The sequence below is a fragment of the Streptomyces sp. NPDC006384 genome, assembly GCF_042870695.1.
Classification (GTDB): Bacteria; Actinomycetota; Actinomycetes; order Streptomycetales; family Streptomycetaceae; genus Streptomyces.
This window is the reverse complement of sequence record NZ_JBIAHR010000013.1, coordinates 152,313-177,939: the sequence shown is the minus strand read 5'-3', so window position 1 is coordinate 177,939 and position 25,627 is coordinate 152,313. Positions and strand designations below refer to the sequence as shown.

The following is a 25,627-nucleotide window of genomic DNA, read 5'->3' as shown; positions in this document are numbered from 1 at the left end:
GTGATTACACTGGAGTGGCACTACAGTCAAAGCCCGGCGGCTCCCCGGCCGCGCCCCGACCGCACCGAGCGGCTCCGCACGGAGGAGCAGAGGAAAGGCAGGACACGGCATGACGCCACCCGTCACCCGCGCCGAGAAGACGCGCCGCACCCGGCAGCGGATGCTGGACGCCGCCGGGCGGCTGTTCACCGAACACGGCTGGGCGGGGACGACCGTCGAGGACATCGCCCGCACCGCCGGAGTCGGAATCCAGACCGTCTACTTCACCTTCGGAACCAAGCGTGCGCTGCTCAAAGAACTGCTGGACACGGTGATCGCCGGAGACCTCGACCCGGTGGCCACGCTGGACCGGCCCTGGGCCCGGTCCGTGCTCGACGCCCCGGACCCCGTCGCCCAGCTGTCCCTGCAGGCGACGGGCGCCCGGGCCGTCCTGGAACGTGCCGCGTCCGTACTCGAGGTGGTGCACGCCGCTGCTGCCGCCGACCGGGAGATCGCCGAACTGTGGCAGCTCAACCGGCGGCAGCGGCACACCGTGCAACTCGCTTTCGCCGAAGCTCTGGTGACCAAGGCCGGGGGCGCCCTGCGGGACGGCCACGACGCCGTCTCCGCGGCCGACATCGCCCTGGCCGTCCTCGGCCCGGAGACCTACGGTCTGCTGGTCACCGGGCGGGGCTGGACACCGGCCCGCTGGGAACACTGGGCCGCCGACGCGCTGGTGCGGCAGTTGCTGCCCACGTGAGCCGGGGCGCCGGGGCGGGTGCCCCGGCCGCCGTGCCCGTGAACCACCGTGACCCGTGGGTCGCCGTGGGCCGTCACCCGCCGGGGCGGGCCGGGTGCAGGGTGCCCCACTCGACGGTGCGGTCGCACCAGCGGTCGAGGAGGGTCCGGTCGTGGCCGACGGCCAGCAGTCCGGCGCCGGTGGCGGCGCGGTACTGCTCGACCACGGCGACCAGGGCGGCGGTGGTGGACGCGTCCAGCATCGCGGTCATCTCGTCGCACACCAGCCAGCGCGGGCGCAGCACGAGGGCGCGGGCGAGGCAGGCGCGCTGCAGCTGGCCGTCGCTGACCTCGTGCGGGCGTCTGCTCAGCAGGTCGGCGGTCAGGCCCACGGTGGCGGCGAGTTCGGCGATCCGGGCGGCGATCCCCTCCCGCCGGCCGGTGGCGCGCAGCGGTTCGGCGATCAGGTCCCGGAGGGTGAGGCGGGGGTCAGCGGAGAGCCGGGCCTGCTGGAAGACGACGCCGAAGGCGGTGCGCTGTTCGCGCGGGGCGCGGTGGCGCCAGCGGCGTACGGGGGTGCCGTCGACGACCAGGGAGCCGGCGTCGGGGCGGTGCAGCAGGGCGGCGACCCGGGCCAGGGTGGACTTGCCGCAGCCGCTGGGGCCGAGCAGTCCGACGGCCTCGCCCGGGGCGACGGACAGGGAGACGTCCCGGATCACGGGGGCGTTCCGGGTGTATCCGGCGGTGATGGCGTGCAGTTCAAGCACGGTCGGCGGCCTCCGTGAGCGCGGCGTGCGGGTGGTGGCAGGCGACCGCGCCGGCCGGTGGCGGCGGTGCGCCGGCCGGTGAGGGCGGCTCGGCGGTCAGCGGCGGCAGGGCGGCGCAGGCGTCGGTGACCCGGTCGCAGCGGGCGGCGAAGGCGCAGCCGTCGGGGAGGGCGCCGAGTTCGGGCGGCAGGCCGGGGATGGGGGTGAAGGCGCGGTCGGGCAGGGCGTCGAGCAGGCCCCGGCTGTAGGGGTGCCGGGGGCCGGGGCGCCCGAAGAAGTCGGCGGCGTCGGCGAGTTCGACGATGCGGCCGGCGTACATCACGGCGATCCGGTCGGCGATGCGTTCGGCGGCGGCCAGGTCGTGGGTGATCATCAGCAGGGCTCGGCTCCGGTCGCCCGCTTGGTTGTCGACATGTCGCCGCAACTCGTCGACGGTGCGGTCCACCAGGTCGCGGTCGAGTCCGGTGGTCGGCTCGTCGGCGAGCAGCAGCGGGGCGTCGCCGACGAGGGCGAGGGCGGTGGCGGCGCGCTGGGCGAGTCCGCCGGAGAGTTCGTGCGGGTGGTGGTCGAGGTGGGTCACGGGGAACGCGGCGCGTTCGGCGGCGGCCTCCGCGGCCGTGCGCAGGGCCGCGCGGCCGCGCACCCCGGTGAGTGCGGCGACCGTCTCCTCCAGTTGCGAGCGGATGGTGCGCACCGGGGTGAGGTGGGCGGCCGGGCTCTGCGGGACGAGGCCGATGAGCCGGCCCCGTACGGTGCGGGCGAAGGTCCGCTCGTCGGCGGTGAGCAGGTCGAGGTCGCCGAGCAGCGCGCTGCCCGCGATCCGCGCGTTGCCGGGCAGCAGGCCGAGCAGGGCGGAGGCGAGGACGGACTTGCCGCAGCCGCTCTCGCCGATCAGCGCGAGGCACTCGCCGGGCGCCACGTCGAAGCGGGCGTCGGTGACGGCGGCGACACGGCGCCCGCCCGGCATCAGGAAACGCACCGACAGACCGCGTACCGACAGCACGGGGGCTCGCTCGGTCACAGCATCAGCTCCGATCGGCGACGGGGGTTGATCCGCTCCCGCCAGGCACCGGCGAGTCCGGCGACGGCGAGGGTGGGGACGATGAGGAACAGACCCGGGAAGAGGGTCGGCCACCACTGCCCGGCGAGCAGCGAACCGCGCGCCTCCTGGACGAGGTTGCCGAGGCTCGCGGTGTGGGTGGGCAGGCCGAGCCCGAGGAAGGACAGCGCCGACTCGTGCCACATGGCGTGCGGCACCATCAGCACGGCGGCCAGCGCGGCCTGCGGCAGCACGCCCGGCAGCAGGTGCCGTACGGCCACCCGCCACCGGGAGGCGCCGCCGGAGACGGCCGCGTCGATGTGGGGGCGGGCGCGCAGGGACAGCACCTCGGCGCGGACGATGCGCGCGGTGGACAGCCAGTGGGTGAGCGCGACGGAGATCACCACCGGCCAGACGCCCGGGCGGAACATGGCGACGATGAAGATGCCGAGCAGCAGATGGGGCACGGAGGAGATGACGTCGACGACCCGCATGACGGCGCGGTCGGCCCAGCCGCCCAGCGCCCCGGCGAGGGCACCCACCGCGGTGCCGACGACCGTCGCCGTCAGGGCCGCCGCCACGCCGACGAGCAGCGAGACGCGCAGGCCGTACACGCACCGCAGCAGCAGGTCGCGGCCGACGTCGTCGGTGCCGAAGGGGTGGGAGAGGCTGGGCGGCCGCAGCTTGGCGGCCAGGTCGACGGCCTGCTGGTCGAGCTGGACCAGCGGCGGCACGAGCAGCACGGCGAGGACCGTCGCGGTCAGCAGGGCGGCGGACACGCGCAGGCGCAGGGTGCGGGTGGAGCGGCGGTCGGTGCCGTGGGCCCGCCAGACGGTGCCGTCGGGCCCGGACCGCCCCGGCTTCTCGGGCGGCCTGGACTTCTCGGGCTGCTCTGGCTTCTCGGGCTGCTCTGGCTTCTTGGCGGCGATGTCAGCCATGGGACTCACATTTCACTGAGTTCCACCCTCGGGTCGAAGAGTCCGTAGAGCAGATCGGCGAGCAGGTTGCCGGCGAGGACGGCGACGGTGGCGAGGGTGGTCAGGGCGGCCAGCAGCGGGAAGTCGACGGCGGTGGCCGCCTCGACGGTGGCCGCGGCGATGCCCGGCCAGCTGAAGACGGTCTCCACCAGCAGGGCGCCGGTGATGAGTTCGGGAACGCGGGAGCCGATCAGGGTGAGCACCGGCAGCAGTCCCGAGCGCAGGGCGTGTCCGAACAGGACGGTGCCCTCGCCGAGCCCGCGGGCCCGCGCCCCGCGCACCGGGTCCTCCGTGAGGGCGTCGGCGACGCCCTGGCGGACGTACAGCGTGAACCAGGGCAGTTGGGAGACGGCGAGGACACCGGCGGGCAGGACGATGTGGCTCGCGACCTGGCCGGGGCCGACCTGTTCGCTGGCGGTGTCCGTCAGTCCGCCGGCCGGCAGGAGGTCCCACTGGAGGGCGAACAGCCACACCGCGAGCAGCGCGATCCAGAAGACCGGCGCCGCCTCCAGGGTGTACGCGAGCGAGGTGACCGCCCTGTCCGGCATCGAGCCGGGGCGGCGGGCGGCCAGCACGCCGAGGAGCGTGCCCAGCAGGACGGCGACCGTGAAGGCGACGGCGCACAACAGCGCGGACCAGACGAGGCGTTCGCCGATCACCTCGGCCACCGGCTGGCGCATCACCGGGGAGTGGCCGAGGTCGCCGGTGAGGGCGGCGGTCAGCCAGTCCCACCAGCGGACGACGAACGACCGGTCCACGCCGAGGTTGTCGCGCAGCCGGTCCAGGGTCTCCTGGTCGGCGCCGAGCGCGGCAGTGCCGGCGTACGCCTTGACGGGGTCGAAGGGGGAGGCGGCGGCGATGGCGAAGGCGCCGAAGGTGACGACGAGGACGACGGGGACGGCGAACAGTGCCCGCCGCCCCGCCAGCCGTGCCATCGCTCCCCAGGGCAGCCTCCGGAGGGACCGGGTCACTTCTTGGGCTGCCAGTTCTCGATGTTCCACCAGGGCCCGCTGGCGAAGCCGTGCTCGTGCGGCTCCAGCTGCGTGGTCAGCCCGTCCCAGCGGTCGGCGAGGACGTAGAGGTGGTCGATGTGGGTGAGGAAGGTGTAGCCGGGGTCCTCGGCCAGGGCCTGCTGGATCCTGTCGTAGGCGGCCGCGCGCTGCTCCGGGTCCTGGGTGCGGCGGCCGGCGTCGAGTGCCCTGTCCACGGCCGCGTTGTCGTATCCGGCCATGTTGTTGAAGCCGTCGTTGGCCAGGGAGGAGTGCAGCAGGGTGTAGAGACCGAAGTCCGGGTCGCCGACGCTGCCGAAGCCCGCGAGGACCGCGTCGTTCTTCATCCGCGGCTCGATGACCTCCCAGGTGGCGCCCTCCACCTTCACCTCGACGCCGGCCTTCTTGGCGTCGGAGGCGTAGGCGAGGGCGTGGTCCTGACGGACCTTGTCGCCCGAGGGGTAGTAGAGGGTGAAGGAGGCGCGCTGTCCGTCCTTGGCGCGGATGCCGTCGGAGCCGGGCTTCCAGCCGGCCTCGTCCAGGACGCGCTCGGCCTCGGCGAGGTCGTGCGGGCGCTCGATGCCGCGCTCGTACCAGGGGTCGTCGACGGGCAGCGGCCCGTACGCCGGCCGGCCCGCGCCGTCGAGGATCTTGTCGACCATGGCCTGGCGGTCCACGGCGGCGTCCAGGGCGCGCCGGATCGCGCGGTCGCCGGTGACCTTGTTCGCGGTGGGCAGGGTGACGGCCCGGAAGTCGTACGACTTGGCCCGGTACGTGCGCCGCCCGTCGTCGTTCTTGAACGTGGCGGCCAGGTTGGGCGGCAGGACGGCGCCGTCGAGGTCGCCGGAGCGCAGCCGGGTGGCGCGGACGTTGTCGTCGGCGATGATCGCCATGGTGAAGGACTTCACCGCGGGCCTGCCGCCCCAGTAGTGCGGGTTGGCCTTGAAGGTGAGCTTCTCGCCCTTGCGCCAGTCGGTGAGGACGTAGGGCCCGGTGCCGACCGGCCGGGTGTTGAAGGCGCCGGTGTTGGGGTCCTGGCCGGCCGCGACGTGTTCGGGGACGATGGGCAGCACCGTGCGGGCGGCGAAGGCCGCGTACGGGTACTTGAGGGAGAAGACGACGGTGTCGTCGCCCTTCGCGCTGACGCTCTTGACGGCGTCCAGCTCGCTGCGGGCGGTGTTGTTGGTCTTCTCGTCGAGGACGGTGCGGTACGTGTAGACCACGTCCTGGGCCGTCAGCGGTTCGCCGTCGCTGAACTTCACGCCCTCGCGCAGGGTGTACGTGTACGTCCGGCCGCCGTCGGTGATCTTCGGCAGGGCGGTGGCGAGCGCGGGCTTCAGCTTCAGGTCGGTGTCGCGGGCGAGCAGCCCGTCGAAGATCTTGGAGTTTCCGTCCTTGCCGTAGCCGAGCAGCGGGCTGAGGGTGTCCGGCTCGGAGGCCACCCCGATCACCACGGACTCGGCCGCCTTGGCGTCCCCGCCCGTTCCGCCGCCTCCGGGCGCGGAGCAGGCGGTGACGCCCGCGGCGAACGCCGCGGCGGCGGCGGTACTTCGTATCCGACGGGTTGTCATGTCTCCCCCACGCTTGTTGTTGGTGCGGGGTTATTGCACATCAGTTGCAACAGCAGCGTCAAGCCAGGTGGGGAGGCGTGCGGAGGTCCGGCGGGCCGGCCGGAGGGGACTTCAGTGCGCCTGTGCGGCGAATGCCTGATACGCCCGGTCGTCGAACAGGACGAAGCGGACCTCCGTGACCGAGGTCGTGGTGTTCCGTACCGTCTCGACGGCGATGCGGGCCGCGTCGTCCATCGGCCAGCGGTAGACGCCTGTGGAGATTGCCGGGAAGGCGACCGTGCGGGCACCGAGCTCGTCGGCGACGCGCAGGGACTCGCGGTAGCAGGAGGCGAGGAGGGGGGAACGGTCCTCGGTGGCCGACCAGACCGGTCCCACCGTGTGGATCACCCAGCGGGCGTCCAGGCGGCCCGCGGTGGTGGCGACAGCCCGGCCGGTGGGCAGGCCCTTGCCGTAGTGCGAGGCGCGGAGCTTGCGGCACTCCGCCAGGATCTCAGGACCGCCGCGCCGGTGGACGGCGCCGTCGACGCCGCCTCCGCCGAGGAGCGAGGAGTTGGCGGCGTTGACGATGGCGTCGACGCTCTCGCGGGTGATGTCGCCCTGGACGAGGGTGATGGTGGTCATGTCCGGTCCTCGGGTCGGCTCGGCCGAAAGGTCACGTCCGGCGCAGCCTGCGCCACACCGCCTTCGCCGCGTTGTGCCCCGACATGCCGTGCACGCCGGGGCCCGGCGGGGTGGCCGACGAGCAGATGTAGACGGCCGGGTGCGGGGTCGAGTACGGGAAGAGGGAGAGCTTGGGGCGCAGCAGCAGCTGGAGCCCGGAGACCGCGCCGGAGGCGATGTCCCCGCCGACGTAGTTGGCGTTGCGGGCGGCGAGTTCGGGCGGGCCGGCGGTCGCACGGGCGAGGACGCGGTCGCGGAACCCGGGGGCGAAGCGCTCCAGTTGGCGTTCGACGGCGTCGGTGAGGTCGCCGGTCCAGCCGTTGGGGACGTGTCCGTACGCCCAGAAGACGTGCTTGCCCTCGGGGGCGCGGGTGGGGTCGACGACGCCGGGCTGGGTGGTGATGAGGAACGGCCGGTCCGGCGCGCGGTCCGTGGCGGAGGCGGCGTGCAGGGCGGCGCCGATCTCCGCGCTGTCGGCGCCGATCTGCACGGTGCCCGCGCTGCGGGGCTCCTCGGCCGTCCACGGGACGGGGCCGTCCAGCGCATAGTCGATCTTGAAGACGCCGGGGCCGTACCGGAAGCGCTCGTAGTGGTTGCCGAGGCCGGCGATGCGGGCCAGGGCCGTGGGCGAGGTGTCGAAGACGTACGCCCGCGCCGGCGGCAGGTCGTCGAGGCGCCTGACCTCGTAGTCGGTGTGGACGGTGCCGCCGAGGTCCTTCAGGCAGGCGGCGAGGGCATCCGAGATGGCCTGGGAGCCGCCGCGGGCCACGGGCCAGCCGCGGGCGTGGGCGGCGAGGGCGAAGACCAGGCCTATGGCGCTGGTGGCGAAGCCGCCGAGCGGGGCCATGACGTGCGCGACGAGGCCGGCGAAGAGGGTCCTGGCCTTCTCGTCGCGGAAGCGGCGCATCAGCCACGTGGAGGGCGGCAGTCCGACCAGGCCGAAGCGGGCGAGGGTGACCGGGTCGCGGGGCAGCGCGGTGAGCGGCAGGGACATGAAGTCGCGGGCGAGCGTGTCCCAGCGGGGCAGGAAACGCTCGACCAGCCTGCGGTAGGTGCCCGCGTCGCGCGGGCCGAAGGAGGCGGCGGTCTCGCCGACCGACCGGGACAGCACGGCGGCCGAGCCGTCGGGGAACGGGTGCGCCATGGGCAGCGCGGGATGCAGCCACTCGAGCCCGTACCGCTCCAGGGGCAGGGCGCGGAACGCCGGTGAGTTGATCCCGAGCGGGTGTGCGGCCGAGCAGGGGTCGTGCCGGAAGCCGGGGAGGGTCAGCTCCTCGGTGCGGGCGCCGCCGCCCACGGTGTCCCGCGCCTCGAAGACGGCGACGGAGAAACCGCGGCGCGCCAGCTCCACGGCAGCGGTCAGTCCGTTCGGTCCCGCGCCCACCACGACCGCATCGAGCATCGACGGCACCTTCGGACTCCTTCGTCAGCCGACGGCCACTGGGGATCAGGATATGCCGGGCCACCGGCACGTCCTCCCCGCGGGGAGGCAGGACCGCGGGCCCCCGGATCAGGCGGTCTCCCCCGCGAGCAGGGCGGCCACCCGGCGGGCCGTGGCCGCGTCGCGGGCCGCGGTGAACGGCAGTTCGTTGTCACCGGTGATACGGAAGGGCTCGCCCGTGCGCGTCAGATGGGTGCCGCCCGCCTCCTCGACCAGGAGCAGGCCGGCCGCGTGGTCCCACGCCGCTTCCCAGGAGAAGGCGGTGGCGTCCAGCTCACCGCGGGCCACGGCGAGGTACTCCAGGCCCGCCGAACCGCAGGGGCGGGGGGCCACCCCCGGGACGCGCAGGCCGAGCAGGGCGTGCTTCTGCTCGTCCGTCGTGTAGTCCGGGTGGGAGGTGGCGACCCGCAGGTCGCGCCCGGGCTCGGGCGGCCCGGCGTACAGCCGCTCACCGTCCAGGAAGGCGCCCCGGCCCCGTACGGCCGTGGCGAGCCGGTCGCGGACGGGCGCGTACGTCCAGGAGGCGCGCACCACTCCGTGATGGGCGAGGGCGACCAGTGTGCAGAACCCCTCGTCGCCGTGGACGAACTGCCGTGTCCCGTCGACGGGGTCGACGATCCACACCGGTGCCTCGCCGCGCAGCGCCTCGTACGAGGCGGGGTTGGCGTGCACCGCCTCCTCGCCGACCACGACCGAGCCGGGCAGCAGGGCGGACAGGGCCTCGGTGAGGAACAGCTCGGCCCTGCGGTCGGCGTCCGTCACCAGATCGTGCGGGCCGGACTTCTGGTCGACCTCGTCGGCGGCGAGCCGGCGCCAGCGCGGCATGATCTCCTGGGCGGCCGCCTTGCGGACGGCCTCCTCCACCTCGTCGGCGTGCCGGGCGAGAAACTCGTCGATGGTTTCGTTGTTCTCGATCATGACTCCATGAGAGCACGCGCCGCTGACATCCCCCACCCGGGTGGCGTACTCCCGGAGGAGTCCGCGTGAACACCGGCATTCCGGGGGCGGCGCTCCACCGCGCGGCTCCCTTCGGGCAACGGCCGGATCGGGTCCCGCCGGCTCCCGCCGTCACCACTGCCGCGCGTCCGTCGTGCGCTGCCGCCACGCCGTGCTCTTGAAGGCGTTCCGGGGAAGGCCGTTCCCTTTCTGGCGTCCGGCGCGCCCCGACGGGAGCGACCGTGGAGGTCCCGTCCGCGCACGGCCCGATGCCGAACCGGCATAAGCGCACGTGACAGCATGTGCGCATGATCGACCCGACCATCGAGCTGCGGCAGCTGCACTACTTCGTCGCCGTGGCCGAGGAACGCAACTTCACCCGGGCCGCCGCCCGTCTGAGCATGACTCAGCCAGCCCTGTCCCGCGCCGTGAAGGCGCTGGAGCGGACCCTGGGCACCACGTTGCTCGTCCGCGCCCCGCACGGCCTGTCCCTCACCCCCGCCGGCCGGACCCTCCTGGAGGAGGGCAGGGCGCTGCTCGCCCACGCCGCCCGCGCCACCGCCCGGGTTCGCCGCCGGGCCGCCGGTCCCACGACCGTGACGGTCACCAGTCCCGGGTGCGACGCCGCCCTTCTGGACCGCCTCGTCGGCTCCTGCGACGGCCCCCGCTTCCCGTACCGGGTCCGCGCGTCCGTAGGCACCGTCGACGACCAGCTGACCCGGCTGCACGCGGGGCAGGCCGACGTCGCCCTCGTACGCGGGACGGTCGCCGACCCCGAGCTCGTCAGCCGCACCGTGCGCCGGGAACGCGGCCACGTGCTCGTCGGCACCGGACACCGGCTGGCCCGGTGTCGGTCGCTCGGCCTCGCCGACCTCGCCGAGGAACCCGTCGTGCGCTGGACGGGCCCCGCCGCCGCGCTGAACGACCCCGCCCTGTGGCCCGACGGGCCGCCCGGACTGCCCGGCCCGGAGGTGAGCGACGGTCTGCAGATGCTCGCCGTCGTCCGTCTCGGCCAGGCCGTCGCCTTCGCCGGCGCCCCCGACGACGGCGTCGGCCGTCCGGAGGGCACGGTCGGCATTCCGCTGAGCGACGGCCCCCTCCAGCCGCTCAGCCTGGTCTGGGCGCACCGGAACGTCACTCCGGAGACCCGTCACTTCCTCGGCCACGCGGCGGCGTTCCTGGGGGCGGCCGGAGACGCCTGAGCGTCTCCGCGCGGTCGGCCCTGTCGAGGTGGCCGTGTCCCCTTGGCCGTGTCCCCGTGATCGTGTGCCCTCGGCCGTCGGCGCTCCCGCGGCACGGACCGGTCCGTGCCGCACGCCGCCTGTGCCGCACGCCCGGGGCGGCCCGTCGCCGGGGTGGCTCGTCACCAGGGCGGCCCGTCACCGGGACGGCCCGTCGCCGGGGCGGGAGCCAGGCGGCCGGTGACGTGCGCGCCCGCTCCGCGCCCGCTCCGCGCCCGCTCCGTGATCACTCCGGCAGGCGGGAGAGGATCGCCTCCAGGCCGGAGGCGAAGCGGTCCTCGAAGGCATCGGGACCCAGGTGCTCGACGACCCGGTGCAGGGCCGGGTACGCCGTGGCGTCCACGGCCCGCGCCAGGCGGTCGTCGCGCCGGTCGGGGGCGGCCTGCTCCTCCTGGACCAGGCCCAGGACGAAGTAGGTGACCGTCCACGCCGTCCAGGCCGCCTGCTTCTCGTCCGCACCGGCCTCCAGCAGGGCCCCGACGAGGCGGTCGGCGAAGCGCAGGGTGTGCGGTTCGGCCGGATAGGTGCCGGTCACCAGGGCGGCGCCGTCACGGTGCGAGAGCAGCGCCCGCCGGTAGCGGACGGCCAGTTCCCGCGCCCGCTGCCGCGGCGGGGAGGGCAGCTCCGCGTAGTCGATGCCGCCCAGCACCGCGTCGGCCATCAGCTCCAGCATCCGCGCCTTGGTCTTCACGTGCCACAGAACCGTGTTCATGCGCACCTGCAGGAGGTCGGCCACGGCACGGGTCGACAGACCCTCCAGTCCCCGCTCCTCCAGCACCGCCAGCGCGGCCTCGATCACCGCCGCGCGCGTGAGCCGGCCGCCGGCGTCTTCCTTCGCTTGCTTCTTGGTCACCGACCTAGTTTACTGCCGATCACTTCTTGGTCGCCGACCAAGAAGTGATCCGAAGGAGCAAGCTCATGGATGTCCAGGTCGTCGTCGCCGGTGGTGGCCCCGTCGGGCTGTGGCTGGCCGCGGAACTGCGCCGCGCGGGCGTCACCGTCACGGTCGTCGAAGCGCGCACCGAGCGCGACACGCGCTCCCGCGCCCTCACCCTGCACCCCCGCACCCTGGAGACGTTCGCCTCCCGGGGCGTGCACCGGGCCTTCGTCGAGGAGGGCGTACCGATTCCCGGCGGTCACTTCGGCGCACTGGAGTCCCGGCTGGACTTCGGCCGCCTGCCGACTCCCTTCCCCCACACCCTCGTCCTGCCGCAGGAACGCACCGAGGCGCTGCTGGAGCGGCAGGCACGCGAACTGGGCGCCACCGTGCTGCGCGGCCACGAGGTCACCGGCCTGACCGACGGCCCCGGCGGCGTCCGCGTGCACGTCCGGTCCCCCGAAGGCCCCCTCGTTCTGGAAGCGGAGCACCTGGTCGGCTGCGACGGCGCCCGCAGCACCGTGCGCACCGAGGCCGGCATCGGCTGGCCGGGCACCCCCTCCACCGTGCTGGGCTGGCTCGGCGACGTCGTCCTCGACGATCCGCCGGCCCCCGGCCACAGCGTCTTCGGCCCGGCCGGCACCCTGATGGCCGTCCCCCTGCCCGGCGGCGTCCACCGCCTGGTCGGCATCACCCCGCGCGACCTGACCACCACCTGGCCCGGCGATCTCACCCTGGACGAACTGCGCGAGAACGTCGTCGCCGTGGCCGGCACCGACTTCGGCATGCGCGACCCGGTCTGGCTCTCCCGCTACAGCAACGCCACCCGTCTCGCCGGCCGGTACCGCAAGGGCCGGGTCTTCCTCGCCGGCGACGCCGCCCACCAGCACTTCCCCGCCGGCGGCGTCGGCCTGAACGTCGGCGTCCAGGACGCCGCCAACCTCGCCTGGAAGCTCGCCGCGACCCTCAACGGCTGGGCCCCCGACAGCCTTCTGGACACCTACCACGCCGAACGCCATCCGGTCGGCGCCGACCTCACGGGGAACAGCCGGGCCCAGGTCGCCCTCATGACCGCGTTCTCCCCCGAAGGGATCGCCCTGCGCGGCCTGTTCGGCCGGCTGATCACCGCCCTGCCCGACCTCAACGACCTCCTCGCCGCACAGGTCGGCTCCCTCTCCGTCGCCTATCCGCCCGCCGGTCCCGGCGCCCATCCCCTGACCGGCACCCGCGCCCCCGACCTCCCCCTCGGCGACACCGGCCTCTTCGCCCTGCTGCGCGCCGACAGCTTCCTGCTGCTCGACCTCACCGGCGGCACGGCCCGCCCCTTCGACCGCCTCGCCCGGCCCGGCCTGCGCGTGCGCGCCGGGACCCCGCCGCACCTGCCGCAGGCCGGCTGGGACGGCGTACGCGCCGTCCTCGTCCGTCCCGACGGACACATCGCCTGGGCCGGCACCCACAGCGACGACGCCCTGCTCGTGGCGGATCTCGCCGCCGCGCTCCCGGCCACCCACCGGGGGTGACCGCCACGGCGGCCGCCTCACGACGTCCGGGGGCGGGACCCGGAGGGGATGCCGTCGGTCCCGGGCTCAGGCGGACAGGACCGGGGAGGCGTCCCGGGCGTCGGCGTCGCCGCCGGCGGCGGGCCGGGAGGTGTCGCCGCGCCGCAGAGTGAGGGCGATGGCCACGCCGATCAGGGTGAGCGCCGCCGCGAGGAACCCTGCCGTGCGCAGACCGGGCACGAGGGCGGGACCGTCGGTGGCGTGGGTGCCGTGGGAGGCTACGGCGATCAGGACGGCCAGGCCGACGGCACTGCCGATCTGCTGGGTGGTGGAGGCCATGGCGGAGGCGATGCCCTGGTGGGCGGGGTCGACCCCGGTGCCCGCGGCGGCGAACATGGCGGTCCAGGCCAGCCCCTGGCCCAGGCTGAGCAGGACGATGCCGGGCAGCAGCGCCGGATAGCCGCCGGTGGGCGACAGGGCCAGGGCGAGCACGGCCATGCCGGCGGCGCCGAGCAGCAGCCCCGTGATCAGGGTGGTGCGCGTGCCGACCCGCCCGAGGAGCTTCTCGCTGGCCTTGGTGCCGATCATGCCGGTCAGCGCGGACGGGACGAAGGCCAGGCCGGTGGCCATGGCGCTGTAGTGGTGCACGTTCTGGAGGTACAGGGTGAAGAAGTAGTACTGCGCGCCGAAGGTGCCCATGAAGACGAAGGTGACGCCCATCGCGGCCACGAGGTCGCGGTTGCGCAGCAGCCGCAGCGGCATGAGCGGGTGCGCGGTGCGGGCCTCCACCGCGAGGAAGAGACCGATCAGGACGAGCCCCGCGAGGAGGGCGGCCAGGACCTGGGCGGACGCCCAGCCCGCCTCCGGGCCCTGGACGACGCCGAAGACCAGGGAGGTGAAACCGGCCGTCGCGGACAGCGCGCCGGTCATGTCGAAGCCCCGGCCGGTCTCGCGGGGCGCGTCCGGGGCGACGGCCTTCCACGCGACCGCGGCGGCGCCCAGCGCCAGGGGCACGTTGACGTAGAAGACGGACTCCCAGCCGAGGTATTCGGTGAGGACCCCGCCGAGGAGCGAGCCCAGGGCGAGTCCGACGGCGCCGGCGCCGCCCCACACGGCCAGGGCCCGGTTGCGCTCGGCGCCCTCCTCGAAGCTGGTGTTGATCAGGGAGAGGGTGGCGGGCAGCAGCAGAGCGCCTCCCAGTCCCTGGACGGCACGGGCGGCGACCAGCACGCCCGGCCCGGTGGCGAGGCCGCCCGCGAGAGAGGCCAGCCCGTACAGGACCAGTGCCGTGACGAACATGCGGCGCCGGCCCAGCAGGTCGGCCGTCCGGCCGCCCAGCAGCAGGAACCCGCCGAAGGCGACGGCGTAGGCGCTGACCACCCACTGCAGACTGTGGGCGTCGAACCCGACCTCGCGGCCGATCTCGGGCAGCGCCACGTAGACGATGTTGTAGTCGATCGCGCTGATGAACTGCGCGAAGGCCAGGAGAGCGAGCAGCAGCCCGGTTCCCCGACGCTCGGACATGACGGTTCCTCTCGATCAGGAGTGACGGAAGCGGCAGCGGAACTGCCGGAAGGAAGGAAGGAAGAAAGTAAGCGGTTGACCGCTTACTTCCTGGCCCGAAAAGAGGGCCGCCGGAGCGGCCCGGGACACGGAAGGAGGGTTCAGGCCCGCAGGGTGCGCGCCCAGGGGGCGTCCACCGTGTCGGCGCCGACGGCCAGCACGACGTTGGCCAGCAGGGAGTCGGCGAAGTAGCGGCGCAACTGCTCGTCGGAGGCGCCCGAGGCGGACCGGATGTACTCGACCTGCTTGGCGTAGCAGGCGCGCACCGCCTCACCGATGACCGGCTCGCCGGCCGCGCAGTTCCCGTGCATCAGGATCATCAGCACGTCCCGGTCGGCCACGACGCCTTCGTACGAGGAGCTCAGCGCGGCGAGGACGGCCTCCGGGTCGGAGCTGCCGACCTCGGCCACCGCGGCGGCGGCGGCCTCGCGCAGCACCCGGGAGCAGTGGTCGATCAGGGCGGCGAACAGGCTCTCCTTGTCCGGGAAGAGCCGGTAGAGGTAGCCCTGCGAGATCCCCGCCGCCTTGGCGACGTCCATGGTCGAGGTGCCGTAGTAGCCCCGCACGGCGAACGTCCTGATCGCCGTGCTCATCACGGTGGCCCGGCGCTCCTCGGCCGTGGAACGCTGTCTCGTCCTCGCGGTACTCATGAAAGTAATTAACCACTTTCATAAGTGTGCGTCAACTTCACCGGGGACCCTGCCGCTCGGCGAGCCGGGAGGCCAGCCACTCCCGGCGCGTCCGCTTGGCCCGGCGGGAGAGGCGGGCCTCGGGGGCGACCTCGTCGAAGCCGTGGAATCCCCCCGGCCACACGTGCAGCTCGCACGGGACGCCGGCCCGCCACAGCCGGCCCGCGTAGGCGGCGGTCTCGTCGCGGAAGGTCTCCGCCGAGCCGACGTCGAGGTAGGCCGGAGGCAGACCGGTGAGGTCCTCGGCGCGCGCCGGTGCCGCGTACGGGGACACCTCCGGGGTGCCCGCGGCGCCGTCCAGGAGGGCGTTCCAGCCGGTGGCGTTGGAGGCCCGGTCCCACAGGCCCCGTCCTTCCGTCTGCCGGCCGGAGAAGGTGTCGTTGCGGTCGTCGAGCATCGGGGAGAGCAGGACCTGGGCCGCCGGGGCGGGACCACCTCGGTCGCGGGCCAGCAGGGTCAGGCCCGCGGCGAGACCTCCGCCGGCGCTGGCTCCCACCACGACGATCCGGTCCGGGTCCGCGCCGATTTCCGCGGCGTGCTCCGCCGTCCACAGCAGACCCGCGTAGCAGTCCTCCAGCGGTGCGGGATGGGGGTGTTCGGGGGCGAGCCGGTACTCCACCGACACCGTCACCGCCCGCAGCGTCCGCGTCCAGTCCAGGACGTCGGAGACGAGGTGCCGGCGGCTGCCCGCGACCATGCCGCCACCGTGCATGTGGTACAGCACCGGAAGCCGTGCGTCCTTCGGCGTCCCGGCCGGGCGGCAGATCAGCAGGGTGATGTCCGGCGCCCCCGCCGGCCCGGCGACCGTGCGCTCCTCCCGGACCAGTTCGCCGCCGCACGCGAGAGCCTCGTCGCCGAGCGCGCCGGCCGCCACTGCGGCACGGAACTGCGGGATGAACTCCGGTGTCAGCGGGGCCTGCTCGCCCAGGGAGGCCAGGACGGGGGCCAGTTCCGGGTCGAAGGCGACGGGCGGCGGCACGGCGGCCGTCGCCGTGCCGGGGCGGGGGGTGGTGCTGGTCATGCGAAACCTTCCGAGTGCGCGTGGGAGGAGCGAGGTGCGTCACGGTGACGCCGCCCGGCGTTCCCGTCCGTGGAGATCCGCAGGAATCCATGGGGATCCGTGGAGAGGGGGATCCGCGGAGAGGGGTGCTCCCGGTTCCCAGCACACCCCATGCCCGCCGTTTCCGGAAGTTCCTCTTCGGCATGCTCCTCTGCGTCATCGGCATAACGGCAGGTGAAGGCGGGGATGAGGTTCCGGCACACCGCGCGCGCCGACCGCCGCCGACGGCCGTCGGCGGTGAACGCCGTGACCGGGCTGTCGCGGGCCGCGCGCCGGTCCGGCAGCGCGCCGGGCCTGCCGGGTGGCGGGACCGACCGCCGTCGGGGTGCCGTGGTGGATGGCCCGGACCGCCCGTCCGGGCGTGTGCGCGTCCGGCCCGTACCGCGCCGGGCGGACGGTTCGGACGGCCGGGGCCGGAGGCGGCCTGCGCGCTCCGCCGGGTCAGGGCCTCGACGGCTCCTCTCCCCTGACGGCCTCCTCGGGACCGTTCTCGAGGCCGGTGTCCTCGGGTGCGGTGTCCTCGGGGCCGGTGTCCGTCGTCCTCCCGGGGCCGGGCAGGTCGTCCTCGGCGGCGCGGCGGAGGGCGTCCTCGTCGGTGCGGGCGTCGTAGGCGACGAGCTTGGGCAGTGCGGCGGTGAGCAGGCCCACCGCGGCGACGCAGGCGAGGCCGCCGGTCCAGATCGCCGGGCGGGCGCCGGTCCAGCCGGCCATGGCGCCGGCGCGGACCTGGCCGAGCTGGGGGCCGACGCTGTAGGAGAGGACCTCGATGCCGGCGAGCCGGCCGCGCAGCCGGTCGGGGATGGTCTGGTTCCAGATGGTGGAGCGGCCCAGTCCGCTCAGCATGTCGCCCGCTCCCGCGAGGCCCAGACAGGCCAGCACCAGCCAGATGTCCGACGTCCAGCCGGCCGCCGCCATGGCCAGGCCCCAGCCGGTGGCGCCGAACACCACGAGCAGGCCGTGCCGCCGGGTGCGGGAGACCCAGCCGCTGGTCAGGCTGACCAGCAGGGAGCCGACGGAGCCCGCCGCGTACATCAGGCCCAGCGACCAGTCGGCGTCCAGCTCGTCGGCGAGGAACGGGAAGACGGTGTTGGGGAAGGCGAAGAACATCGCGGCGAGGTCGATGGCGTACGTGCCCAGCAGCACCGGCCTGGACCAGGCGTAGCGGGCCCCTTCGACGATGCCGCGCAGGGACGGCCGGGCCGCCTTCTCGCGGGGCGGTACGGGAGAGAGCCGGCGGCACATCAGGACCGACGCGGCGAAGCAGACCACGGTGGTGGCGTAGGCGGGGCCGTTGCCCGTGTAGGCGACCACCAGGCCGGCCAGCGCGGGACCGGCGATGGCGCCGGCCTGCCAGCGCAGGGCGTTGAGGGCCGCGGCCGCGGCGAGCTGGTCGTGCGGGACGATGCGGGCCAGCAGCGAGTCCACGGCGGGCCGTTGGAGTCCGGCGAGGGCGGCGACGCCGGCCGCCACCACGTACAGCGGCCACAGCATGGGGCGGGGCAGCAGGGCGTTCAGCAGCAGGATCAGGGCCAGCAGGCCGAGTCCCGCCTCGGTCAGCACGATGACCTTGCGCCGGTCCACCGCGTCCGCGAGGGCGCCGCCGTAGAGGCCGAAGACCACCAGCGGGACGAGTTCGACGGCGCCCATGGCGCCCACGGCCAGCGGCGAGCCGGTGAGTTCCTTGATCTGGAGCGGCAGCGCGATCAGCGCCATCACGCTGCCGAGGTAGGTGACCAGGCCCTGCACCCACAGCAGGCGGAAGTCGCGGGAGGAACGCCAGGGTGCGAGGTCGGGCAGCACCGAGGCGAGCTTGGAGGTCATGGTTCAGCGGCTCCCGGCGGGACCGGAGGTGCGCGGACGCCCAGAAGCCAGGGCGGCGGGGACGGCGCCGGGAGCGGGCGTGCGAAGACGTGGGGTTCTCATCGACCCGGGGACCACTTTCGTTCGGGGGCCGGGCTCGCACGTCCGGATCACGGGGACGGTGGGGCGTGGAGCGGGGCACCGCACTTGCTGCGGCAGGCCGGGGAGGGCTTGGCCTGGCCCGCCCAGCGTAGGGAGCGAGGGGGAACGGATCAATCGAGATTTATCGACAGCCCCTGTAGCGATCGGGACATCCGGCACGGCGGCCCCGCCCGCCGTCCGTGTCCGTCAGCGGGCCCGGAACCTGCCGGGGGTCATGCCGGTGGTCCGGCGGAAGGCCGCGCCGAAGGCGCTCGCCGAGCGGTAGCCGACCGCCTCGGCCACCACGTCGACCTCGAAGCCCCGGGCGAGGAGCCGCACGGCGTGCTGGGCCCGTACCGAGGCGACCCAGCGGGCGAAGCTGGTGCCCGTCTCCGCCCGGAAGGCGCGGGTCAGCGTGCGGGTGCTGCAGCCGAGCGCGGCGGCCCAGCCGGTCAGCGTCCGCTGGTCGGAGGGGTCGGCGCGCACCGCGTCCACGAGGGGCTTCAGCAGCGGGGAGGTGGGCAGCTGCACCAGCAGCGCCCGGGGCGACGGCCGCAGGACGTCGAGGACCATCGCCTCGGTCACGGCCCGGGACCGCGCCGGCAGGTCCGGCTCCCCGAGCCGTTCCATGAGGAGCCGGAGCAGCGGGGTGATCTCGACGGTCACCGGCACGTCGGGCAGGGCCGACACCGTGCCGTGGCGGAAGAAGTGGGCGCGGTAGGCGGTGCCGGCGACCGCGGAGGCGGAGTGCAGCCGGCCGGCGGGCATCCACAGGCCCAGCGTCGGGGTGATGCACCACACCTGGGAGCCGACCACGGCGGTGGAGGTGCCGTGCGCGTTCCAGAGCAGCTCGTGCCACGGGTGCGAGTGCTCGTTCCACGCCGTGTCGCTGGCGACGACCTCCTCGTACCCATGGATCACGAAGGGCACGTCCACCTCGCCCGCGGCGAGCGCCGGCAGCTCCCTGGTGACACGCATGCGCCCAGGCTAGCCGGGGCCGGACCACGCCCGTCCGGGCCGGCCGCTCAGTCCCGCGGACCGCGTTCCCCGAGGGTCTCCGCGCACTCCCGCGGTACCGCGAAGACCTTGTGGGTCATGGTGAACGTGCCGTCGGGGGACGCCGACGGATCCAGCGCCTCCCGACGCGCCCGCTCGGCCTCCGCCCGGTCCTGTTCGATGTGGTCGGCGATCTCCTCGCAGTCGACGGCGCGGGTGCCGGCCGGCGTGGGCTCCCCGGTGGGGGCTTCCGATGCCGCGGGGTGCGGACCGCCCTCGAGGGCCAGAGTGGCGACGGCACCGGTCAGGCAGAGCCCGGCCCATACGGCGACCACGCGCCGGCGGGCGCCGCTCACCGGGCGGCGGGGTCGACGCCGGGCATGAGGGCGAGGCTGGGCACAGGTTCCTCCTGGTCCGGATGCGGTTCTCACGGCGGAGTCTCCCCAACAGGGCTCCGCCGTACGGCACATGCTCGCACGCGTGCCGCGGTGGGCATCGGCCGGGCGGTGCCCCGGCCGACTGCCGGGGTACCGCCGGGAACACCGCCGCCCCTCCCGCTGTTGCCTCCCGTGTGCGGAGACGGAGGCGGAACGGTGCACGGTGAGTACAAGATCCCCGGCGGCAAGCTGGTCGTCGTCGACGTGGAGGCCGAGGACGGCGCGCTGCGGCACGTGCGTGTGGCGGGCGACTTCTTCCTCGAACCGGACGAGGCCCTCGACGCCGTGAACCGCGCGCTGGAGGGCGCCCCGGCCGACACCGACGCCGCCGGGCTGGCCGCGCGCATCGACGCGGCGCTGCCCGAGGGCACCGTGATGTACGGGCTGACCTCGGAGGGTGTCGGCGTCGCCGTGCGCCGGGCCCTCGCGCACGCCACGGACTGGACGGACTACGACTGGCAGCTCGTCCACGAGGCGCCGCAGTCCCCCGCCCTGCACATGGCCCTGGACGAGGTGCTGACCGCCGAGGTCGCGGCGGGCCGGCGTCCGCCGACGCTCAGGGTGTGGGAGTGGGGCGCCCCCGCGGTGATCATCGGCAGCTTCCAGTCGCTGCGCAACGAGGTCGACACCGAGGCCGCCGCCCGCCACGGCGTCGAGGTGGTGCGCCGGATCTCCGGCGGCGGCGCCATGTTCGTGGAACCCGGCAACACGATCACCTACTCGCTGTCCGTGCCCGAGGCACTGGTGCAGGGCCTCTCCTTCCAGGACAGCTACGCCTACCTCGACGACTGGGTGCTCGGCGCCCTCGGTGACATGGGCGTCCGCGCCTGGTACCAGCCGCTGAACGACATCGCCACCGACCAGGGCAAGATCGCGGGTGCCGCGCAGAAGCGGCTCGTGGGCCACGCCGGCGGCCCCGGCGCCGTGCTGCACCACGTGACCATGTCGTACGACATCGACGCCGACAAGATGCTCGAGGTGCTGCGCATCGGGCGGGAGAAGCTCAGCGACAAGGGCGTCAAGAGCGCGAAGAAGCGGGTGGATCCGCTGCGCCGGCAGACCGGTCTGCCCCGCGAGGCCGTGATCGAGCGGATGATCACCTCCTTCGACGGCCGCTACGGGCTGACCCGCGGGAAGGTGACCGACGAGGAGCTGGCCCGGGCGCACGAGCTGGCGCGCACCAAGTTCTCCACCCCCCGGTGGACGGCCCGCGTGCCCTGACCGGTCCGTCTGCGTCACCGTGCGGCCACGCAGCGAGTTCGCCCTTTCCGCCCCACCGGGACTCGTGTGACACTGGCGTCCCGTCCGCAGTGCGGGCCCCTTCCGTACCGTCCCCCACGAGAAGTGCGCCGTGCGTTCCCTTCCCCTGCCGCTCGCCCTGACCGCGCGCCTGGCCCCGGTCGCCGTGCTCGCCACGGCGGGCTGGGTGATGTCGTCCGGGCCGGACACGACCACGGACGCCGACGACCGTACGCCGCCCGACGGCGGACGTCCGTCCGCCTCCGCCTCGGCCCCGGCGACGCGGGCGCCGTCCAGGACGTACGCCGCCGCCCCGGCGCCCTGCGAGGCCCTGGCGGAGAAGACGGTCACCTCGCTGGTGCCGGGGGTGAAGGCGGAGGAGGGCAAGGAGATCCCGTCGACGGACAAGAAGGTGCGCCGCACCTGCTCGTGGAACGCGCTCAAGGGGTACGACTACCGCTGGCTCGACGTCTCCTACGAGGTGATGGAGTCGGACGAGGCCGCGCGGAAGTCGTACACCGAGCGGGTCGCCGACCGCAGCGGCGGAGGGGACGTGCCGGGACTCGGCGACACGGCGTACTCCGTCGTCAACCTCACCACCGAGGACAAGCAGCAGACCCGGGAGGGCACCGTGCTGGTCCGCGCGGCCAACGCCGTGGTGATGGTCACGTACAACGGCAGTGACTTCGAGTCGAAGAAGGCGCCCGGCACCGAAGAGATCAACAAGGGGGCCATCAGGGCGGCCAAGGAGGCGGTGGCCGCCCTGGAAGAGGGCTAGGTTCCAGCGCCCCGGGCCGGCCGGGTGGCGGGCAGCAGCATCAGCAGCAGGTACAGCGCCAGGGAGGTGCCGAGGCCCACCGCCCAGCCGTAGTCGGCCAGCGGTTCGAGGAACGGCACCGGACGGCCGTCGACCAGCGGGTGGAAGTCGGCGCCGCCGACGGCCAGGACGCCACCGGTGGCGAAGGCGAGGACGGCGCGCCAGTTCCAGCCGCCGCCGTACCAGTAGCGGCCGCCGGTGCGGTACAGGTCGACGAGGTCGAGGCGGGTGCGGCGCAGGATCCAGTAGTCGGCGACGAGGATGCCGGCGACCGTGCCGAGCAGTCCGCCGACCAGGCCGAGCCAGGTGAAGATGTAGCCCTCGGGGTCGGAGTACAGCTTCCACGGGAAGATCAGCACGGCGAGGACGCAGGTGATGATCGCGCCGGCCCGGAAACTGACCTTGCGCGGCGCGACGTTGGAGAAGTCGAAGGCCGGCGAGACCAGGTTGGCGGCGATGTTCACGGACAGGGTCGCCACCAGCACGGTGACGAGGGCGAAGAGCAGCCCGACCGCGTTGTCCGTCTTCGCGGCGAGCTTCACCGGGTCCCAGACCGGCTCCCCGTAGACCGCCTGGGAGCCGGAGGTGACCATGACGGACAGGAAGGCGAACAGGGTCATCGTGGTCGGCAGGCCGAGGGCCTGGCCGCGGGTCTGGGCCTTCTGGCTCCTCCCGTAGCGGGTGAAGTCGGGGATGTTGAGGGACAGCGTGGACCAGAAGCCGATCATGCCCATGAGGGAGGGCCAGAACAGCGCCCAGAAGTCCGCGCCCCAGCCGAGCTTCGACGGCTGGTCGAGGAGCGGGCCGAAGCCGCCGGCCTTGTCGGTCATCCACCACAGCATCACGAACGCGCCGACCAGCACGAAGGGCGCCGCCCAGTTCTCGAAGCGGCGGATGGTCTCCATGCCCCGGTAGATGATGACGACCTGGATCGCCCAGAAGACCGCGAACGACAGCCACATCGTCCAGGGATGACCGCCGAAGGCCGCGGCGTCCGACCAGCCGTCGCCGATCAGCTTGCCGGCCAGGAAGTAGATCGCCTCGCCGCCGATCCAGGTCTGGATGCCGAACCAGCCGCACGCCACCAACGCCCGTACGACGGCGGGCAGGTTGGCGCCGCGGATGCCGAAGGAGGCGCGGGCGAAGACGGGGAAGGGGATGCCGTACTTGGGTCCCGCGTGCCCGGTGAGCAGCATCGGCACCAGCACGATCAGGTTGGCCAGGGCGATGGTGAGCACCGCCTGCTTCCAGTCCATGCCGACGGCGATCAGACCGGAGGCCAGGGTCCAGGAGGCCGTGTTGTGGGCCATGCCGACCCACAGCGCGGAGAAGTTGTACGTGGTCCAGGTGCGCTTCTCGACGGGTACCGGCAGCAGGTCCTCGTTGGCGTAGGGGCCGCTCGGCGGCGGGGAGCCCGGGGCGAGCTCCACGCGCCCGTCGGGGAGGGTGACCTGGGTGGACGGCGGGAGGGGCGTGGGCGCGGTGTCGGTCATGGGCAGGCCAATCATGCGGTGGGACGGGAGAGGCCGTGCGTGCGGTGCCGAGGGGGGTGCGCGGGTGTGCCCCGTCCCCCTGCCCGCCGGTCGCGGGCAGGGGGGCGGTCCGGGAGGGGAGGTCAGCCGTCGACGGCCGGGATGACCTGCGTGCCGTAGGCGTCGATCACGGCTTCCTGTGCGTCGTGCATGGCGTACAGGGCGAACTGGTCGACGCCGAGATCGCGCAGCGTGCGCAGCTTCTCGATGTGCGCCTCGGCCGGTCCGAGCAGGCAGAACCGGTCGACGATCTCGTCGGGGACGAAGTCCGCGGACGGGTTGCCGGCCCGTCCGTGGTGGCTGTAGTCGTAGCCGTGCCGCTCCTTGATGTACGACGTCAGCGCCTCGGGGACCAGGTCCGAGTGTGCGCCGTAGCGGGCGACGAGGTCGGCGACGTGGTTGCCGACCATGCCGCCGAACCAGCGGCACTGCTCTCGGGCGTGCGCCAGGTCGTCGCCGACGTACGCCGGGGCGGCGACGCAGACGGTGACGGAGGCGGGGTCTCGCCCGGCCTCCTCGGCGGCGGTGCGTACGGCCTTCACCATCCACTCGGTCAGGTACGGGTCGGCGAGCTGGAGGATGAAGCCGTCGGCCTTCCGTCCGGCGAGGGCGAGGGCCTTCGGGCCGTACGCCGCCATCCAGACGGGCAGCTTCCCGTCCCGCACCCACGGGATCCGCAGCGGCCGTCCGCCGACCTCGGCCTCGCGTCCCTCGGCGAGGTCGCGGATCACGTCGATCGCCTCGCCCAGGCGGGCCAGGGTGTCGGGTCTGCGGCCGGCCACCCGCATCGCGGAGTCGCCGCGTCCGATGCCGCAGACGGTGCGGTTGCCGTACATGTCGTTGAGGGTGGCGAAGGTGGAGGCGGTCACCTCCCAGGTGCGGGTGCCGGGGTTGGTGACCATCGGGCCGATCCTCAGGTGCGTGGTGGCGGCCAGGATCCGGCTGTGGATCACGAAGGGTTCCTGCCACAGCACGGCGGAGTCGAAGGTCCAGCCGTGCGTGAACCCGTTGTGCTCGGCGCGCTGCATCAGGCCGACGACGCGGGAGGCCGGCGGGTCGGTCTGCAGGACGAGTCCGAAGTCCATGGGCACCGCTCCTAGTTCAGGTACTGGCAGGTGGAGCGCGGGGTGTAGACGCCGTGGCCCTTGCGGCCGGTGTACTCCCGCTCGGTGACGACCGGCACGCCGCGCGAGAGGACGGTCTCGACGCGGCCGGTGATCCGCCTGCCCTCGTAGGCCGAGTAGTCGACGTTCATGTGGTGGGTCTCGGCGGAGATCACCTGCTGGGCGTGCGGGTCGTAGACGACGATGTCGGCGTCGGAGCCGGGCGCGATGGTGCCCTTCTGCGGATACAGGCCGAACATGCGGGCCGGGGTGGCGCAGGCGATCTCGATCCAGCGGCGGCGGCCGATGTGCCCGTCGACGACGGCCTGGTGGAGCAGGTCCATGCGGTTCTCGACGCCCGGCATGCCGTTGGGGATCCTGGAGAAGTCGCCGCGGCCCAGCTCCTTCTGGCCGGTGAAGCAGAAGGGGCAGTGGTCGGTGGAGACCACCTGGAGGTCGTTGGTGCGCAGCCCCCTCCACAGGGCCGCCTGGTGCTCGCGCGGGCGCAGCGGTGTGCTGCACACGTACTTGGCGCCCTCGAAGTCCGGTTCGGCGAGGTTGTCGGTGGACAGGAACAGGTACTGCGGGCAGGTCTCGCCGAAGACGTTCAGTCCGTCGTCGCGGGCCCGGGCCAGCTCGGCGACGGCCTCCTGGGCCGACACGTGCACGACGTACAGCGGTGCCCCGGCGACCTGGGCGAGCCGGACGGCGCGGTGGGTGGCCTCGGCCTCCAGCAGCGCCTTGCGGACCTCTCCGTGGAAGCGGGGGTCGGTCTCGCCGCGGGCGAGGGCCTGTTCGACGAGGACGTCGATGGCGATGCCGTTCTCGGCGTGCATCATGATCAGTCCGCCGTTGCCGGCGGCGCGCTGCATGGCGCGCAGGATCTGGCCGTCGTCGGAGTAGAGGACGCCGGGGTAGGCCATGAACTGCTTGAAGGAGGTGACGCCCTCCTCCACCAGCAGGTCCATCTCCTTGAGCGTCTTCTCGTTCACGTCGGAGACGATCATGTGGAAGCCGTAGTCGACGGCGCAGTTGCCCTCGGCCTTGGCGTGCCAGGCGTCCAGGCCCTCGCGCAGGGAGTGTCCGACGCTCTGGATGGCGAAGTCGACGATGGTGGTCGTGCCGCCCCAGGCGGCGGCGCGGGTGCCGGTCTCGAAGGTGTCCGAGGCGTAGGTGCCGCCGAAGGGCATCTCCATGTGGGTGTGTGCGTCGACGCCGCCCGGGATCACGTACTTGCCGGTGGCGTCGATCTCCTTCTCGGCCGTGAAGGCGTCGGCGGCCGGGGTGCCGGTCGCGGCGAGGGCGGCGACGCGGCCGTCCTCGATCAGGACGTCGGCGTGCATCTCGTCGGAGGCGGTGACGACGAGGCCGCCGCGGATGACGGTACGGCTGCTCATGCTGGTCCCTCCTGTCAGGAGCGGTCGGTCACGGCACGGTCGGGGGGGGGGGGGGGGGGGGGGGGGGGGGGGGGGGGGGGGGGGGCGGGGGCCGCGGGGGGGGGGCGCGCCGGGCCGCCCCGGCCCGGGGCGGGGCGCC

At 73.8% G+C, this 25,627-nt stretch carries 23 protein-coding genes; 5 read left to right on the top strand and 18 right to left on the bottom strand.

Annotated features, from left to right (window positions below):
* The first annotated feature begins 109 nt into the window (after positions 1-109).
* Positions 110-739, top strand: coding sequence for a helix-turn-helix domain-containing protein (locus ACFYOJ_RS19900; RefSeq protein ID WP_356552920.1), 630 nt, complete (start codon positions 110-112; stop codon positions 737-739).
* A 73-nt stretch (positions 740-812) separates the two neighbouring features.
* Here the strand turns inward: ACFYOJ_RS19900 and ACFYOJ_RS19895 are convergent, their stop codons facing one another.
* The 8 genes from ACFYOJ_RS19895 to ACFYOJ_RS19860 form a co-directional block, all read right to left on the bottom strand.
* Positions 813-1,484, bottom strand: coding sequence for an ATP-binding cassette domain-containing protein (locus ACFYOJ_RS19895; protein ID WP_356552922.1), 672 nt, complete (start codon positions 1,482-1,484; stop codon positions 813-815).
* Positions 1,477-2,505, bottom strand: a complete 1,029-nt coding sequence (locus ACFYOJ_RS19890) for an ABC transporter ATP-binding protein (protein ID WP_356552924.1) — start codon at positions 2,503-2,505, stop codon at positions 1,477-1,479. The genes ACFYOJ_RS19895 and ACFYOJ_RS19890 overlap by 8 nt, the downstream gene beginning before the upstream one ends.
* Positions 2,502-3,461 carry an ABC transporter permease gene (locus ACFYOJ_RS19885; protein ID WP_356552926.1) on the bottom strand — a complete coding sequence of 320 codons (960 nt, stop codon included), beginning with the start codon at positions 3,459-3,461 and terminating at the stop codon, positions 2,502-2,504. Before ACFYOJ_RS19885 ends, ACFYOJ_RS19890 begins: the two co-directional genes overlap by 4 nt.
* Positions 3,462-3,466: 5 nt before the next feature.
* Positions 3,467-4,435 (bottom strand): ABC transporter permease, encoded by a 969-nt coding sequence (locus ACFYOJ_RS19880; protein WP_356552927.1) that lies wholly within the window; start codon positions 4,433-4,435, stop codon positions 3,467-3,469.
* Positions 4,436-4,467: 32 nt separating this feature from the next.
* Positions 4,468-6,060, bottom strand: coding sequence for an ABC transporter substrate-binding protein (locus ACFYOJ_RS19875; RefSeq protein ID WP_356552929.1), 1,593 nt, complete (start codon positions 6,058-6,060; stop codon positions 4,468-4,470).
* A 111-nt stretch (positions 6,061-6,171) separates the two neighbouring features.
* Positions 6,172-6,681, bottom strand: a complete 510-nt coding sequence (locus ACFYOJ_RS19870) for an O-acetyl-ADP-ribose deacetylase (protein WP_356552931.1) — start codon at positions 6,679-6,681, stop codon at positions 6,172-6,174.
* A 31-nt stretch (positions 6,682-6,712) separates the two neighbouring features.
* Entirely contained in the window at positions 6,713-8,122 is a 1,410-nt protein-coding gene (locus ACFYOJ_RS19865) for an NAD(P)/FAD-dependent oxidoreductase (RefSeq protein WP_356552932.1), read from the bottom strand.
* Positions 8,123-8,230: 108 nt separating this feature from the next.
* The gene (locus ACFYOJ_RS19860) at positions 8,231-9,079 is read right to left on the bottom strand and encodes an inositol monophosphatase family protein (protein WP_356552934.1); all 849 of its coding nucleotides are present in this window, start codon (positions 9,077-9,079) and stop codon (positions 8,231-8,233) included.
* Positions 9,080-9,405: 326 nt separating this feature from the next.
* Here ACFYOJ_RS19860 and ACFYOJ_RS19855 point away from each other — a divergent pair, with 326 nt between their 5' ends.
* The gene (locus ACFYOJ_RS19855; protein ID WP_356552936.1) at positions 9,406-10,299 is read left to right on the top strand and encodes a LysR family transcriptional regulator; all 894 of its coding nucleotides are present in this window, start codon (positions 9,406-9,408) and stop codon (positions 10,297-10,299) included.
* A gap of 265 nt (positions 10,300-10,564) precedes the next feature.
* Here the strand turns inward: ACFYOJ_RS19855 and ACFYOJ_RS19850 are convergent, their stop codons facing one another.
* A complete protein-coding gene (locus tag ACFYOJ_RS19850) occupies positions 10,565-11,191 on the bottom strand; it encodes a TetR/AcrR family transcriptional regulator C-terminal domain-containing protein (RefSeq protein WP_356552938.1) in 627 nt (208 codons plus the stop codon).
* 44 nt (positions 11,192-11,235) lie between these two features.
* Between ACFYOJ_RS19850 and ACFYOJ_RS19845 the strand changes: the two genes are divergently transcribed.
* Entirely contained in the window at positions 11,236-12,735 is a 1,500-nt protein-coding gene (locus tag ACFYOJ_RS19845; protein ID WP_356553015.1) for an FAD-dependent monooxygenase, read from the top strand.
* A gap of 66 nt (positions 12,736-12,801) precedes the next feature.
* On the opposite strand, the gene ACFYOJ_RS19840 is transcribed toward ACFYOJ_RS19845, so the two are convergent.
* From ACFYOJ_RS19840 to ACFYOJ_RS19815, 6 genes are all read right to left on the bottom strand, one after another.
* Positions 12,802-14,238: an MFS transporter gene (locus ACFYOJ_RS19840; protein WP_356552939.1), complete on the bottom strand. Its 1,437-nt coding sequence runs from the start codon at positions 14,236-14,238 to the stop codon at positions 12,802-12,804.
* 140 nt (positions 14,239-14,378) lie between these two features.
* Positions 14,379-14,927, bottom strand: coding sequence for a TetR/AcrR family transcriptional regulator (locus ACFYOJ_RS19835; RefSeq protein WP_356552941.1), 549 nt, complete (start codon positions 14,925-14,927; stop codon positions 14,379-14,381).
* A 37-nt stretch (positions 14,928-14,964) separates the two neighbouring features.
* Positions 14,965-15,987: an alpha/beta hydrolase gene (locus ACFYOJ_RS19830; RefSeq protein WP_356552943.1), complete on the bottom strand. Its 1,023-nt coding sequence runs from the start codon at positions 15,985-15,987 to the stop codon at positions 14,965-14,967.
* A 480-nt stretch (positions 15,988-16,467) separates the two neighbouring features.
* Positions 16,468-17,847, bottom strand: a complete 1,380-nt coding sequence (locus ACFYOJ_RS19825; protein WP_356552945.1) for an MFS transporter — start codon at positions 17,845-17,847, stop codon at positions 16,468-16,470.
* A 327-nt stretch (positions 17,848-18,174) separates the two neighbouring features.
* Positions 18,175-18,945, bottom strand: a complete 771-nt coding sequence (locus ACFYOJ_RS19820) for a helix-turn-helix transcriptional regulator (RefSeq protein WP_356552947.1) — start codon at positions 18,943-18,945, stop codon at positions 18,175-18,177.
* A gap of 47 nt (positions 18,946-18,992) precedes the next feature.
* Positions 18,993-19,319 (bottom strand): hypothetical protein, encoded by a 327-nt coding sequence (locus tag ACFYOJ_RS19815; RefSeq protein ID WP_356552949.1) that lies wholly within the window; start codon positions 19,317-19,319, stop codon positions 18,993-18,995.
* A 237-nt stretch (positions 19,320-19,556) separates the two neighbouring features.
* Between ACFYOJ_RS19815 and ACFYOJ_RS19810 the strand changes: the two genes are divergently transcribed.
* A complete protein-coding gene (locus tag ACFYOJ_RS19810; RefSeq protein ID WP_356552951.1) occupies positions 19,557-20,621 on the top strand; it encodes a biotin/lipoate A/B protein ligase family protein in 1,065 nt (354 codons plus the stop codon).
* 130 nt (positions 20,622-20,751) lie between these two features.
* Positions 20,752-21,417, top strand: coding sequence for a hypothetical protein (locus ACFYOJ_RS19805; RefSeq protein ID WP_356552953.1), 666 nt, complete (start codon positions 20,752-20,754; stop codon positions 21,415-21,417).
* On the opposite strand, the gene ACFYOJ_RS19800 is transcribed toward ACFYOJ_RS19805, so the two are convergent.
* The 3 genes from ACFYOJ_RS19800 to hydA form a co-directional block, all read right to left on the bottom strand.
* Positions 21,414-22,949 carry an NCS1 family nucleobase:cation symporter-1 gene (locus ACFYOJ_RS19800; protein WP_356552955.1) on the bottom strand — a complete coding sequence of 512 codons (1,536 nt, stop codon included), beginning with the start codon at positions 22,947-22,949 and terminating at the stop codon, positions 21,414-21,416. The genes ACFYOJ_RS19805 and ACFYOJ_RS19800 overlap by 4 nt on opposite strands.
* A gap of 122 nt (positions 22,950-23,071) precedes the next feature.
* On the bottom strand, positions 23,072-24,073 hold the full coding sequence (locus ACFYOJ_RS19795) for a TIGR03842 family LLM class F420-dependent oxidoreductase (RefSeq protein ID WP_356552957.1): 1,002 nt from the start codon (positions 24,071-24,073) through the stop codon (positions 23,072-23,074).
* 11 nt (positions 24,074-24,084) lie between these two features.
* On the bottom strand, positions 24,085-25,488 hold the full coding sequence (hydA, locus tag ACFYOJ_RS19790) for a dihydropyrimidinase (RefSeq protein ID WP_356552958.1): 1,404 nt from the start codon (positions 25,486-25,488) through the stop codon (positions 24,085-24,087).
* Positions 25,489-25,627 lie beyond the last annotated feature (139 nt).